This is a genomic window from Colwellia marinimaniae (assembly GCF_002207865.1).
In the GTDB taxonomy this organism is placed as follows: Bacteria; Pseudomonadota; Gammaproteobacteria; order Enterobacterales; family Alteromonadaceae; genus Colwellia; species Colwellia marinimaniae.
Genome location: NZ_BDQM01000029.1, coordinates 1 through 14,428, shown reverse-complemented (window position 1 = coordinate 14,428; position 14,428 = coordinate 1). Strand labels below are relative to the sequence as shown.

The following is a 14,428-nucleotide window of genomic DNA, read 5'->3' as shown; positions in this document are numbered from 1 at the left end:
TTACTACCGAGCAACTGCTGTTAGCATCTAAGCTTATTGGTTTTAACTATGAATATATCACTGGCGGCAACTCTGGGCTGTCATCTGAGTAGCTAAGCGCATTATTAAATTGCTCAATGGCTCTATCGGCTGAATCTTGATCTTTGGCATGAACACGGGCAATCACTTCGCCACGATTCACTTGCACACCAAGTGGTAATATCCGATCAAAACCAACACTGTGATCTACCGCTTGTGTCGGTGCGGTTCTACCGCCACCTAAGCCCACCACCGACATGCCAACAGCACGAGTGTCCATTTGTGCAATATAACCATGCTGGGTTGCTTTAACCGCGGTAATAACGTTCGCCTTGGTCATTGAATCCCAAGGTTTTTCAATAAAGTTTTTCGGGCCACCTAACGCTGCGACCATACGTTCAAAGACTTCTGCCGCTAGCCCAGATCTTAATACTTTATCAATTTTTTCATGGGCTTCTTTTTCATTACTCGCTAGCTTGGTATTAATAAGCATGGCACTGGCAAGTGCTTGTACAACTTTATGTAAGCGCGGCTCTCGTTGTTTACCGGTTAAATACTTAACCGTTTCAGCCATTTCTATGGCATTACCAGCACTGGAACCAAGTACTTGGTTCATATCAGTAATAATAGCCTGTGTCTTCACACCTGCGCCATTAGCAACACTCACGATACTATCAGCAAGCGCTTTAGCATCCGCCAAGGTATGCATCATAGCACCATTGCCGACCTTAATATCCATCACTAAGACATCTAAGCCAGCAGCAAGCTTTTTAGATAATATTGAAGCAGTAATTAAGGGAATAGACTCAACCGTGGCGGTCACATCTCGAATTGAATACAAACGTTTGTCGGCTGGGGCTAAATTATCTGTTTGCGCAATAATAGCCACACCTACTTCTTTAACTATGCGCTTAAACTCACTGATGCTTGGCTGAACATTAAAACCGGCGATGCTTTCTAGTTTATCCGCGGTACCACCAGTGTGACCTAAACCTCGACCAGAGATCATCGGCACATAACCACCACAAGCAGAGACAATAGCAGCCAACATAAAGCTGACCTTGTCACCTACCCCTCCTGTAGAATGTTTATCAACAATAGGGCCGTCAAAACCTTGCCAACTTAAGACCTCGCCTGAGTGCATCATAGCTTTGGTAAAATTGACTTTTTCATCAACTGACATGCCCTGTTGAAAAATAGCCATGGCCATAGCGCCAACTTGACTATCGGAGAAACTGCCATCGACCAGGCCTGAAACAAAAGCCTTTATCGCTTGTTCATTGAGTACTTTACCGTCACGTTTAAGGCGAATAATTTCTTGCGGGAGCATTTTATTTGTTACTGACATGAGTTAACTTCTTATAAGTCTAATAAATCTTTCGGGGTGAATGCATCGGGTAATAACTCCTGCACCGTCCACGTTTTTCGTTCATTTTTATGGTTAACGGCAAGCACTGGCGCCGATTGCTCAAAAAACTCTGCAATTACTTGCCGACAAGCACCACAAGGTGGTGTTAATTTATCTTGTTCGGTATAAATAACAATCAGCTGAAATTGCTGTTCGCCATTAATTACCGCCTGACTAATACAGTTACGCTCTGCACAGACCGTTAAGCCATAGGACGCATTTTCAACATTACAACCTTTCACTATATTGCCATTGGCTGTTAACGCAGCAGCGCCAACATGAAAATTACTATATGGCGCATAAGCCAATTGATAAGCTGCTTTAGCTGCTGCGATTACTTCATCTAGTAATTCTGTTGTTATTTCGTTCATTATGTTTCCTCGTCACGCGCAATATTGATAGGTTCAGCATATCATTACTGACCATATGGTCAAGTTATTTGAGCCGTGCCGTTAACAAATAGCTTTAATAACAATCAATGAAAATTAGCCAATAAAAAGGCTGCAAAAAATGCAGCCTTTTATTACTATCAAACCGGACTATTATGCAAATAGCCTTGATTTTCAGCTTAGTTTAGAAAGTATAACGAACACCAATCTTAATACCCCATGCAGAGTATTTCGCATCAACGGTATCAGCTCTGGCAGCATCGAAACCACCGAATGGTTCAGAATACTCATATTGGCCTTGGTCGTTAATACCGTAATCAGCTATGATCTTAGTACCATATTGACTACGTTTTTTCTGGCCTTTTTTGTCGTCGATAAGGTTAAGTAAGTTACGCACACTAAGGAATAACTCACCTTTATGACCATCCATAAAGCCTGGAATTTCCTGAGCAATACGCAGGTCTAGCGTGGTTTGCCAAGGTTGGCTAGCAGAGCCTTTTTCAGCATAACCACCGGCATATTTACTTAAACCTGCTTGATCTAAATACCCTTTCAACTCATCGTAAGTCAAACCACCTTTATAGGCTACGTTTGGATCACCGGCTCCCGATGGAATGTAAGGTAAATAAGCATCTGAATCATCAAATGCGTATTGATCACCTAAGGCACCATTTTTGTATGAACCCATAACCCAGCTAAGTGGTCGTCCAGATCGGCGCTCGAAGAATAGATTAAACTTAGTAGCATAGTTAGAAACAAACTCGACACGGTAATCTAAGTTAATTTTTAAGCTATGTTCAATTTCAAAAGCGGCACGACCAACTTCTGCACGGCCACGATCTAATGTGACCGGGTACTGGAAGTTAGAAGTAGCTGTTGAAGAAGTTCCTGGCGTACCTTCAGTGATATCTTGATTGGTATAAGATATATTAAAGGCTAGGCCGCTATCAAACGTCTTGTTTAAGCTGGTAGTGATGATATTGCTTTCACCATTATCAGCGGCATTAGTTAACATGAGATCATAACGACCCTTGTCATCTGCTTTATAAATTGGACGGCCACCAGCCGTTGTTTCGCCAGTTTTGCTACGGCTAACATCTTGCCAAAATGGGTCGTTTTCTTTCTTAATATGAATAAATTCTGCCGTCCACATCCAGTCATCACCCATTACTGGGATATCGAAACGATATTCTAACGCAATATTGGTACGCCAGTCTGAAGGCGATTCAAAATTAGGATCGGTGAAGTTTACATTACCATCCCCTGCTTCCATGCCATCAAGTACCGCTTGAGGGATCTTAGTAATATCCACATTAATTAGGTGATCCCCAGTATCACCAGAAGTAACGTAGGTAGTTCCGTCGTTACTGTAGGCATTTGAAAGCCAAACATTGGGGCGACCACCACTAAAGCGACCAATACCACCACGCACGACTAAATCATCGGTTGCTTCCCAATTAATACTAATACGAGGAAGGAAAATGCTTTCGCCATCCATATTAGCAGTGTTTGAGTAGCCGTATCTTGCTTGGAAGTTAGCATTATGAGTTGGTTTATCTGATGAGCCAACTACCTCATAACGAACACCCGCGGTTAACAATACCGAATCGGTAATATTAAACGCATCTTCGATAAATAATGTTGTTGTAGAGAACTTAAAGCTCGCTGCTGCATCATTCACGTCGTTGGTGTATGCATTGGCATAATCAAAGTCATCCGCCGTACGATTTTCAAAGTCGGTAATGTTAGCAAATTTCCACGTACCCAAAGAGTCAGGTGCATACAAGTTAAATACATCAATGGTTTCATATTCGACACCAAAGGTGATTTCATGGTCGTTATATAAATATTCACCTAAAAAACGTAATGACAAGGTCTGGTTGCTTAGCTCATTACCATGACGACTTCTATCAGGGCCAAAGGCGATACTGCCACTTTCGCCTCGTACGGTAACATCACCCATCATTTTATTTTGAGGAGTCGCCTTAGTATCAACATCTTTATAGGCTACTTTAATCTCAGTAGAAAAATCAGCGTTCCAATCTGAATACAAGTGCCCAGAAAAGGCCGTTAATTTTTCATCCTTATCATACCAATGGGTAGACATTTTCAACTCACTTGACCTAGAAGTCATGTTACGTATTGAGTTGCCTTCCGTGTTTTGATAAGTAAACGCGGCACGGTGATCTTCATTAATGTTCCAATCAAGTTTAATTAAGATTTTTTCATCTTTTTCTTCAGGATTAGCACTGTAAGTACCTATATCGACGCCGTAGACACGATCTGCAATCTCTTTAACTTGAAGGTATTCTGCTTCGGTAAACTTGGTATCATTGCCTGCACCTGCACCTGCAGGTCCCCACTCGACACTGGTGGGTTGATCATACTTCTCATATGATGCGAAGAAAAACAACTTATCTTTAATAATTGGTCCGCCAAGAGTAGCGGCAAAAGTAGTTGATTCAAACTCTAATGGGATGTCTTCACCGTCTAAATTTTTAGGGGTACCGGCCCAGTCATCCGATTCTTTTTCATAGAAAAAACTACCGTGAAATTCATTGGTACCTGACTTGGTTACTACGTTAATTTGACCGCCAGAAAATCCGCCATTTTTAACAGAGTAAGGCGTTGCTTCAACACTAACCTGCTCAACCGCATCAATAGATATTGGTGAGCGCTGGGTTGGATAACCATTGCCGTTCAAACCAAAGTCATCATTTTGACGTACACCATCAACAGAGAAGCTATTAAAGCGAGGGTTTGAACCAGCGATTGACATCGGCGCACCAGCGCCACTGCCAATAGAAACTAATGGGTTAAAACGTAACACGCCCTTAAGATCACGCTCACCACCAGCAGCATTCGCGATATCATCAACACCAAAAGAGCCTGAAGAACCGCTGTTGGTATAGCCAATCACACGACTACCTACAACAGAAATAACTTCTCTATCAACATTTTCTAAATCAATAGATAAACGCTGTAGCTTGCCGGCTTGTAGGTACACGTTCGTGTACTCTTGATCTTTATATATTTCAGAATCAATCACAACTTTATAGGGACCGCCAACACGAAGGCCTCTTAAGCTATAACTACCTGAACTATTGGTTTTAATTCTTTTAACGGTACCCGTTGGGATATGAGTTACAATAATCGTTGTATTGGCAGCAGGTTCACCCTTTGGAGTGAATACTTTTCCTGCGATACCAGAAGAGGTTTCATTTGCTATTGCTGAAGTTGATAGCCCAAGTGCAAGGACTAACGCACTAGTTATATGTGATAGACGATAATTGTTCATCTGTTATTCCTATGTTTTGTTTGGTTTTGTTTGGTTTTATTTGGTTCTATTTTGTTTTAAAGTGATCTTTATTCTTGTTATTTTTTAAGCAATAGAAAAGTTAACCAATTGCTCTGTTTTTCATTTCGATTGAAATTAGAGCAGAATTTTATTACAGTTTCATTACATATTTTAACATCTTTACTGAAGCAGTATAAACATAAACATCAGACCAGTTAAATTAAAAACAACGTATTACATTAAATCACTTTCAATTCAACAGGTTACAATAAAATTACCCCTAGTAACTGTTAAAGTAATTACTGATATTATTTATATATAAAATATAGTTATCGATAGCTGTGGTTTTAATTACATTTTAATATAAGAAACCATCCAATTGGTCAGATAAAAAACCAAGCATAACTAAACACCGGTGATCAAAGCGCTGAAATTACAGTAAAATACTGACGTCTAGGAAAGTATGTTATTTTATTCACATAAGTATATTATCTAGCACAGCTGAAATTACATGTTTTAGGTTACTCACTACAAAAATGTAATCAAGTGGGGATATAGTGTACTTTTCCTTGTCAATAACTTACATTTATAGTCGGTATAATGAGTTAAAATATAAAGTACTATCTTTTAACTATCTGACTAAATGGTTAACAATAATTTGAGAACGGGTGTGACTTATATCGCTACGACTGGTAAAAGTCCTATAAAAACAGTCATGACCGTCATCATAAATACAATAACGAACACTGAGTAAAGAATATGACTAGCGCTAATCAAGTTAAGAAAAACGGCAATATTAGAGCGAAAAGCCAAGTTAAGATCCTCACAGCAGCTAGAACCGAGTTTGTTTTACAGGGGTATAGGGGCGCAACGGTGCAATCTATAGCTGATCGAGCCGAGATGCCAAAAGCTAATATCCTTTATTATTTCAAAAACAAAGAAAACATATATCATGCAGTGCTGGAACATACACTTGAGATGTGGGATGAAGGCATTGGCGATATCGAAGCAGACAAAGGGCCAAAAGTCGCGATAGAAAAATTTATTGAAGCGAAAGTCAGGATGTCATTTAAACACCCTGAAGCGTCAAAAATATATGCGATGGAGATAATTCAAGGCGCACCGCATTTAAAAGATTATGCACGTACTTATCAACGTCAGTGGGTAAGAGAAAAAGCTAAATTATTTCAACAGTGGATTGATAATGGTGAAATGGCCAATGTTGACCCGGTACATCTTATCTTTCTAATTTGGTCAGCCACTCAGCACTATGCTGACTTTGAGACCCAAATTTTAACGATAATGAATCGTGCCGACTTCGAAGAAGATGATGTACAACAGGTAATCACTTTTCTTTGTGACATTATTTTACGTGGCTGCGGCCTAATTAAATAGGATTGGTTTAAAATACGGCTATGAAAAAACACACCATTATTGCATTACTTGCCTTGGCGTTACCTCAGATGACTTTTGCACAAGCAACAACACTAAAAATCGCTACCTTTAATGTCAGTATGGAAGCGTTAAATTATATTGATCATAATCGCGCTGAAGCAGAAAGTGTTTCGGAAAAAACACTAGTTAACGCATTGGCTAGTGATCATCAGCAAATAAAAAACATTGCCGAGATAATCCAAAGGGTTAACCCTGATATCCTTTTGCTCAATGAATTTGATTATCAAGACGACAATAACAAAACCTTGAAAATCTTTATTGCTAACTACTTAAATAAAGGCCAACAGGGGCAAAAAGCCATTGATTACCCTTATTTTTACCAAGGTCCGGTTAATACCGGCATAAATTCAGGTTTGGACCTGAATGGTGATGGTGAAAAGGGCAAACTACCTGGTGATGGTTTCGGTTATGGTCATTTTCCCGGCCATTTTGGTATGGCGCTATTATCAAAATACCCGATAGATATCGCCAATATCCGCAGTTTTCAACATTTCAAACGCCATGATATGCCTAATGCACTAGTGCCAATGGACCCGGTAACGAACAAACCTTGGTACAGCAATCAAGTATGGCAAGCGCTGAGATTATCATCTAAGTCTCATTGGGATGTGCCTGTTGAGGTCAATGGTAAAACTATTCATATACTGGCGAGCCACCCAACACCGCCCGTATTTGATGGGCCAGAAGATAGAAACGGTAAACGTAACCATGATGAAATTCGTTTTTGGCATGATTATATTACCCCTGAAGCTTCAGACTATATTTACGATGACAATGGTAAGAAAGGTGGTCTTAAGGCCGCGAAAGTATTTGTTATTCTCGGTGACTTAAATGCCTCAAGTGTTGATGGCGAGGCAATCAACACCAGTATTTCAGCGTTACTACAAGACAAAAAAATTCAAGATGTTATGCCGCAAAGCCAAGCGGGTGAATTGCATACACCTGACAATGTTAACGCTAAACATCATACTTCAAACTGGGGTATGAGAGTTGATTATGTCTTACCTTCTGCTCTTGACTTCACTATCAATGATTCCGGTGTTTTTTGGCCCTTAGCAAGCGACGAGAGCTACCGTTTGATCAAGGATAGAAATGCTTCATCTGATCATCGTCTGGTTTGGCTTGAGCTAACAACAAAACCCGAATAGCCAAGCAGGAAATAGCGAAGCACACATAAAAAAGCCGACAAGTGGCCACACAAGTCGGCTGAGCTTACTTAAATTGAGCGGCTATTGACGTTCAATGCCCTCTTGTAAGCAAAACTAGTTAGCAGTTACCCTAAATACAATGGCGGTTAATTGATGTTAGCGATGAGTGTATCTTTATTAGGGTTAACATCGCCAGGCCGTCAGCGGCAACTAGCCTGACACAGGGGGTGATAGGCGATTTAAAAATAATAACTAACTATGATTGATGTTGGCGGATATAATCCGCCTTCAGGGCTAAACCTAGTGGTAAGTAAACGGCATAACGGCTATGACAATAGCGGTTCAACCTTAATGGCTTTTTAACTGAAAAAAGCCATTAAATAATAACAGTGACTTTATATCCTTAATATTTAAATTGCCTGACTAATGTCGACATATTTACCGCTAATTTGGCTAAATCATTGGACGCTTGCGAGGTTTGCAGCGCTGCACTAGAGGTATTCTCAGTGTAATCAGAAATATCAATTATATTTTGATGAGCTTCATTAACACTATCGCCTTGAAGCTGAGCAACTTGGGCACTTTCTATATTTTTAGTACTTACCTCTTTTACTAAACCTTCCACTGTTTTTAAACTTGTTGCTGTTTGCTTAACAAGATCAATGCCTTTATTCGCAGCTGTTGAAGCTTGGTTCATGGCTGTGACTGATTGCAAAGATGATTTTTTTAAGCCTTCAAGTTTCTGTTGTATTTCAATGGTAGATGCTTGTGTTTTGGCCGCAAGGGTACGTACTTCGTCGGCAACAACGGAGAAACCACGCCCAGATTCGCCCGCTCTGGCCGCTTCAATGGCCGCATTAAGAGCCAACAAATTAGTTTGGTCAGCAATGCTATCAATAACACTTAAAATACCCGTAATCTCTTCAACTTGAGTATTCAATTGATGCAGTTCTTTTGCAGCAATATTCACTGAGTCTACTAAGTCGTGGATTGCTAATTGAGCACTTTGTGACAAAGTTGAACCTTTAGCAGATTCAGTACTTGCTTCAGTCGTCATGGTCGCTGTTTGAGAAGAGTTTTCGGCTATTGAATTGATACTGGCATTCAAGTCAGACATTACTGCCGTAGTGAGTTCAGTTTTCTCTTTTTGCCTCACTATGATTGCATTAGTCTCTTTGGTTACCGCAGATAACTCTTCCGATGAAGACGCTAATTGACCTGCATGTAAATCAATTTCAATGATAATATTCCTGATTTTACTAACAAATTGATTAAAAGCTTTACCTATATCGCCTATCTCATCATTACGCTGAGCTAAGTCTAATTCAACCGTTAAGTCACCATCGCCTTCGGAAACTTCTGAAATGCGTTTGACTAGGACATTAAGCGGGTTAACGATAATATTGGCGATAATCAAACCCGTAGTGATGCTGATTGCGCCAATAAAAAGCAGTGACAATAAACTATAAAAATATAATTCCTCTGAAAGTTTAGCCGCGTCAAAAAAAGCTTCTTCAACATCAATCTCGGCCATTAGGGCCCAAGTTTGATTGCCGTATTTTAATGGCATATAGGCCGATAACACCTTAACATTTCTATAATCTAAAAATTGAGCGAAGCCTTTATTTCCTGCCAGCGCTTCAGCGACGCCTGGGGTTTTTACAAACTGCATTCCTATCGCTGAATTGTAAGCCTTTATTTGTTGTAGATTAGGCTGAGAACCCGAATCTTCTAGAGCCTTGAAATAACTTTGTTTGTCTTCAATTAAAAAGCGACTTTCACTACGTAATTTATAGTCAGGGCCAACTAAATACGTTTCTCCCGATAAACCTAGCCCGACATCTAACCACCTTTCATTATTTGTCATTATTTTATTAATACCGTCAATTGGCATTTGAAATATTAAGATAGCTTTTGCCTTGCCTGATTGGTTTACTATTGGGGAGGCAATAAAAGAAGCGGCTTGATCATAGGAAGGAAAGTAACTTTCATAATCAACCAAAACGACACTGTCATTGTCATTGAGTAACTTGGCTTTATTAAAGGCTTTTGCCAGTCCAGAATTGGCGTATGGACCTGTTATCAAGGAGGTCGCATAGTCTAGTTCTTTAAAAACGGAATAAATAACATGGCCACTATCAACATCAACGATAAAAATATCATAGTAACCAAAGCTATTGAGGTAATCTCTAAACATTGGGTGGTATTGTTGATGAACTTTGTCGTAAGGCGTGTCTCCAGCACTGTTAAGCTGTTCTTTATTGCCCAACGGAAATCGATTTTTGGCAATATACTTGTCTTGAAAATAAATAGCTAAAGGGCCAAGCTGGGATAATTTATGGTGAACTGAGAAGTTTGCCTGTGGATTTTTGTTATTAAAAGCCTGACTAAATTGGCTTTGGTAATAACTCGAAACTCTGTTTTTTCCAGCATTTAATTGTTCTTGGAGATTAGAGGGCTTATAAAATGTATTGGAATAGTTTGTTGCCGCAGCTATGACTGAAGGGTTTTTAGATAACGAAATAACTTGCGCTTCAATTGTGTTTAAATATGAACTGATTTGCTCTTTTTTTAATTCTCGAAGAGAAATAAGTTGTTCTTTCGATTTTTTACCCAACGCTTCAAAGGAAGACTGGTTAGCTTGTAATGTTATTATCACCGCCATAATAAAGGCTGGAACAATAGCGAGAAATATAGCTTGGGAAAGTAATTTATGTTTAATTTTCATCTGAACATCCATGAATAGGTAATATCTGCCAGTAAGTAACTTGCTGATAAATAATCTTTACCAGCAAGTGCTATTTATTACAAATCAAAACTCTTGCTATAAGACAGAGATACTAGAGTATCTTCAAAGGCATCATTACCTGTGAGTGTACTCACCATTAATGAAAAGCCACTTTTGCTTAAACTGATATTAAAGTCGTTATAATCAGCATCTGCTGGTAGATTATAATAGCCGGCATGAAGGTCTAGAGATATTTCGTATGGTAAAGAAAAACCATAAGCGGCTTCAAAATAATGGCTATCGCCAAATTCACCATCAGTATCATTATCAACTAGGGTCGAAACAGCCAAGGAAAGTGTTTCATAACTTGCACGTAAATATACCTCACTAAAGGCCAAGTTATCTTCGCCTTGATAGCCGTAATAGATATAGCCGATATCCCAGTCGATATTGGCAAAGTTAGTTTGGTAGCCACTATAAAAATCATACTCAAAATTAGTATCATCATTGAAATCTACGGTGGCAGCCCATGTGCCCAGATAAAAACCAGATTCATGGTTATAGTCAGCACCTGCGGAAACGCTGAAATTATCGTCCGATTGAGTGATACCACGCCAAATATAGTTACTTGTTATACCGATATTTGCTGAGAATGCATCGTCAGCAGAGGCTGCAGTGCTAAAAAACATGGATGTTAATAAAGTTGAAGAAAGTAAAGCGGGGAGAATAATCATCTTGTTCATAGAAAAATATATACCTTTTTTAAAATTTTTTAAGAGTGAGAGAGTGAATTGTTAAATAGTGGCTCCTTGCAACAAAATTTACAGTATTGAATATATAACGAATTACTCCACTTGCTTATTAGAGCAAATGCCATTGTCAAAATAGTTTTAAGCTGAATGGTCTGAATTATTAGAATCATAAATATCACTTTTAATACAGTTGAGTAGTATAACTTAACCTTGTCATACTCATTTTGACTGTTTTATATACAGTGAGATATACTTTTTATGACTTAAAGTCCTGTAAACACCAAGAATGCTGAATAACATTCATTATCACTTGTTTACTAGTAGTTTGTAATATAAATGTAAATAAACACTGTTGAATATTGTATATAGTTATTTACACAAGATAACTCGCCTTTGATGGCAAAAAGTTTACCAAATATATATTTTAATTTTTTGGTAGGTAATTCAATATATAGTTTTAACCGTAACATGATGCTTACGCATGACTATTGAATATGGCGACTTGACTCAAAGGTGACATCCAAAGGTCTACTTTCAGAATCATTGTTAAGTGTGTTGTTAATTAAAGCTCAACCAGGCTATTAGTCGCTGGTTCAGGCTAGCTATAAATAATACCGGAGCTGAGCATAAAACCACTTTGCTTTGTCGGCTTAATAAACCAAATAGCCTAAAGAGTAAGTCCTGAAAAACAAATGCCTTCATGCTGAATTAAAAGTACAGGCCATAGAGTTATAAATGCTACTGGCACAGATATTCATCTAATTATTAAGTGTAGAGGGGAATAGTTATAAGGTAGTTGAAGGGTAAGGTAGCGTTTGCCTGTGACAACTTCTGATTGACAGCAAGCAGATGTTCACCACGTTAATAAATATATCTGTATATCAGCCAGATGAAAAAACATCAACCATGGCCTATTTGACCTAACCCGTGGTAAGGCTAGGTCAAACTAAACGGTTAAATATGCCTGTGCAAATAACAGATCATACTAATAAAGTTACTCTGTCTTACCGGCTCAAATTAGAAATACTTGAGCTATAATCCTGAAGTCTTTATTAAGCTGACTAATCTTCTACGCGAACGCCCCAAACATCATGGTCATCGGCATGAATAATTTGTACCCAAATCAGATCGCCAGGCTTGGCATCAAAATCATCAGACAAATAAACTTTGCCATCAACTTCTGGCGCATCAGCATAAGAGCGCCCTACCGCACCAAGCTCATTAACTTCATCAATGAGAATTAAATATTCTTGACCTATGCGTGCTTGAAGTTTTGCCGCACTAATTTTAGCTTGCACCGCCATGAATTTTTGTAAGCGCTCTTGCTTAACAGCTTCATCAACATGGTCGGGCAAGTTATTGGCGGTAGCGCCGTCAACATCAGAATAAGCAAAACAACCAACTCTATCTAATTGTGCTTCTTCTAGAAAATCTAATAACTCTTGAAACTCGTCTTCGGTTTCACCCGGAAAACCAACAATAAAGGTTGAACGAATGACTAATTCAGGGCAAATTTCACGCCATTTTTTTATCCGCTCTAGCGTTCTATCTGAACTACCAGGGCGTTTCATCAACTTCAAAATACGTTTACTAGCATGTTGTAATGGTATATCGAGATAAGGAAGGATTTTGCCTGCCGCCATTAACGGAATAACTTTATCAACACTAGGATAAGGGTAAACATAATGTAAACGTACCCAAATACCTAATTTCCCTAACTGTTCACACAAAGCTAGCATGCTTGTTTTTACCGGCATACCATCCCAGAAATCAGTTTTATGTTTAACATCTACGCCATAAGCGGAAGTATCTTGCGAAATAACCAATAACTCTTTCACGCCAGCATTTTTTAAACGTTGCGCTTCACCTAAAACATCACCAATGGGACGGGAGTCTAAATCACCACGCATTGACGGGATAATGCAAAAAGTACAACGATGATCACAACCTTCGGATATTTTTAAATAAGCATAATGTTTAGGCGTAAGCTTAACCCCTTGTGGCGGAACCAAGTCAATAAAGGGATTATGCTCAGGTTTGGCGACATGTTCATGCACTTGTTTTAATACTTCATCATAAGCATGGGGGCCAGTGACACCGAGGACATTAGGGTGAAGTTCAATAATTTCATCTTTCTTAACACCTAAACACCCGGTAACCAACACTTTACCATTTGCGGCTAACGCTTCACCTATGGTATCTAAAGACTCTTGTACTGCGCTATCAATAAAGCCACAGGTATTTACAATCACCAGTTCAGCATCTTCGTAACTATTGGTTACATCGTAACCTTCTGTACGAAGTTGAGTAAGAATACGCTCTGAGTCGACCAAGTTTTTTGGACAGCCGAGAGAGACGAAGCCTATCTTTGGAGCGCTAACTGGACTTTGTTCACCTTGGTTAGCTTTAGATGTGAAAATAATTGACTGCTCTTCAATGACCTTTTTAGGTGTTTCTAGGGTGGTGGTTTGTTTCGGGTCAAATTGAGTAACTGTCATAGCGCGCCTTTACTAATGTAAATGATTCAGGTGAATTTTAGTGCGCGGATTATACACGATTATGAAGTGAATGTCTTTAGTGTTTAGACTTGGTGGTTAGAGCATCATAAGTGCTTGTTTAACTGCCTTAAATGTTGGAGTGGTGCAATTGGCTAAGGCAGTTATTTAATGCGTGGGGTTATACAGGAAAGATAATTTAACTTCATCATTGGTTAAAGGGTAGTTATTATACTAGCTAGCTTCATGAAATAATTTTTTAATAGCAGAGGTAGGATAATTGAATAAAAGTAATAAGGTAAGAAGTGTTTTCAACAAACTATTCAAGATTGAGCCTAATATACCGTTACACAAAAATATAGTATTTTGGCTGCCCATCGTTTTTTTTGTTACACCCGCTTTAGTGTTAAGTTTTCCTACATGGTGTTTCTGCTGGCCTAATCCAGAAGCTTACGAAGCAATATTGGCAACCCAAGCTTTCCCCGTATTCATTGCCTCATTAGCTATTCCCTTTACAGTGGCAATCAACCGATTCCATAGTTCCTCCCAAAGAGCAGAATCTAATAGACTTGCTCAACAAAACATGACTTTTAATCAATACTTTGAACATCGAAACCATTTTTATAAACATGTTGAAACAATGCTATTACGTGAGCCATTGTAAGCGTATAGGGATCGGCACCTAGCCGCGCTCAATATTCCATGGTAACAGCGGTTCAAGGTTGTTTGGTTGCTCA

Annotated in this window: 9 protein-coding genes; 3 read left to right on the top strand and 6 right to left on the bottom strand. The window is 39.0% G+C overall.

Translation table 11 applies throughout. The features are described from left to right. Positions 1–46: 46 nt before the first annotated feature. From deoA to MTCD1_RS14280, 3 genes are all read right to left on the bottom strand, one after another. The gene (gene deoA / locus MTCD1_RS14290; protein WP_082606521.1) at positions 47–1,366 is read right to left on the bottom strand and encodes a thymidine phosphorylase; all 1,320 of its coding nucleotides are present in this window, start codon (positions 1,364–1,366) and stop codon (positions 47–49) included. Positions 1,367–1,377: 11 nt separating this feature from the next. Further along, positions 1,378–1,797, bottom strand: a complete 420-nt coding sequence (gene cdd / locus MTCD1_RS14285) for a cytidine deaminase (RefSeq protein WP_057181327.1) — start codon at positions 1,795–1,797, stop codon at positions 1,378–1,380. A 202-nt stretch (positions 1,798–1,999) separates the two neighbouring features. Then, positions 2,000–5,113 carry a TonB-dependent receptor gene (locus tag MTCD1_RS14280; protein WP_057181328.1) on the bottom strand — a complete coding sequence of 1,038 codons (3,114 nt, stop codon included), beginning with the start codon at positions 5,111–5,113 and terminating at the stop codon, positions 2,000–2,002. Between the two features lie 759 nt (positions 5,114–5,872). On the opposite strand from MTCD1_RS14280, the gene MTCD1_RS14275 reads away from it, so the two are divergent. Together MTCD1_RS14275 and MTCD1_RS14270 are read left to right on the top strand one after the other, a co-directional pair. Next, positions 5,873–6,508, top strand: coding sequence for a TetR/AcrR family transcriptional regulator (locus MTCD1_RS14275; RefSeq protein ID WP_057181329.1), 636 nt, complete (start codon positions 5,873–5,875; stop codon positions 6,506–6,508). A 20-nt stretch (positions 6,509–6,528) separates the two neighbouring features. After that, the gene (locus MTCD1_RS14270) at positions 6,529–7,716 is read left to right on the top strand and encodes an endonuclease/exonuclease/phosphatase family protein (protein ID WP_057181330.1); all 1,188 of its coding nucleotides are present in this window, start codon (positions 6,529–6,531) and stop codon (positions 7,714–7,716) included. Positions 7,717–8,119: 403 nt separating this feature from the next. Here the strand turns inward: MTCD1_RS14270 and MTCD1_RS14265 are convergent, their stop codons facing one another. The 3 genes from MTCD1_RS14265 to rimO all read right to left on the bottom strand — a co-directional run bounded on the left by MTCD1_RS14265 (position 8,120) and on the right by rimO (position 13,694). Then, a complete protein-coding gene (locus tag MTCD1_RS14265) occupies positions 8,120–10,444 on the bottom strand; it encodes a methyl-accepting chemotaxis protein (protein WP_057181331.1) in 2,325 nt (774 codons plus the stop codon). A 77-nt stretch (positions 10,445–10,521) separates the two neighbouring features. Then, positions 10,522–11,187: a TorF family putative porin gene (locus MTCD1_RS14260; protein ID WP_082606523.1), complete on the bottom strand. Its 666-nt coding sequence runs from the start codon at positions 11,185–11,187 to the stop codon at positions 10,522–10,524. A 1,070-nt stretch (positions 11,188–12,257) separates the two neighbouring features. Continuing rightward, positions 12,258–13,694, bottom strand: coding sequence for a 30S ribosomal protein S12 methylthiotransferase RimO (gene rimO / locus MTCD1_RS14255; protein ID WP_057181333.1), 1,437 nt, complete (start codon positions 13,692–13,694; stop codon positions 12,258–12,260). Positions 13,695–13,971: 277 nt separating this feature from the next. On the opposite strand from rimO, the gene MTCD1_RS14250 reads away from it, so the two are divergent. Further along, entirely contained in the window at positions 13,972–14,355 is a 384-nt protein-coding gene (locus tag MTCD1_RS14250) for a hypothetical protein (protein ID WP_057181334.1), read from the top strand. Positions 14,356–14,428: the final 73 nt, after the last annotated feature.

Coding starts and splice junctions, on each gene's coding strand:
- MTCD1_RS14275 (WP_057181329.1), top strand. CDS start 5,873: ATGACTAGCGCTAATCAAGTTAAGAAAAACGGCAATATTAGAGCGAAA.
- MTCD1_RS14265 (WP_057181331.1), bottom strand. CDS start 10,444: ATGAAAATTAAACATAAATTACTTTCCCAAGCTATATTTCTCGCTATT.
- MTCD1_RS14280 (WP_057181328.1), bottom strand. CDS start 5,113: ATGAACAATTATCGTCTATCACATATAACTAGTGCGTTAGTCCTTGCA.
- rimO (WP_057181333.1), bottom strand. CDS start 13,694: ATGACAGTTACTCAATTTGACCCGAAACAAACCACCACCCTAGAAACA.
- deoA (WP_082606521.1), bottom strand. CDS start 1,366: ATGTCAGTAACAAATAAAATGCTCCCGCAAGAAATTATTCGCCTTAAA.
- cdd (WP_057181327.1), bottom strand. CDS start 1,797: ATGAACGAAATAACAACAGAATTACTAGATGAAGTAATCGCAGCAGCT.
- MTCD1_RS14270 (WP_057181330.1), top strand. CDS start 6,529: ATGAAAAAACACACCATTATTGCATTACTTGCCTTGGCGTTACCTCAG.
- MTCD1_RS14260 (WP_082606523.1), bottom strand. CDS start 11,187: ATGAACAAGATGATTATTCTCCCCGCTTTACTTTCTTCAACTTTATTA.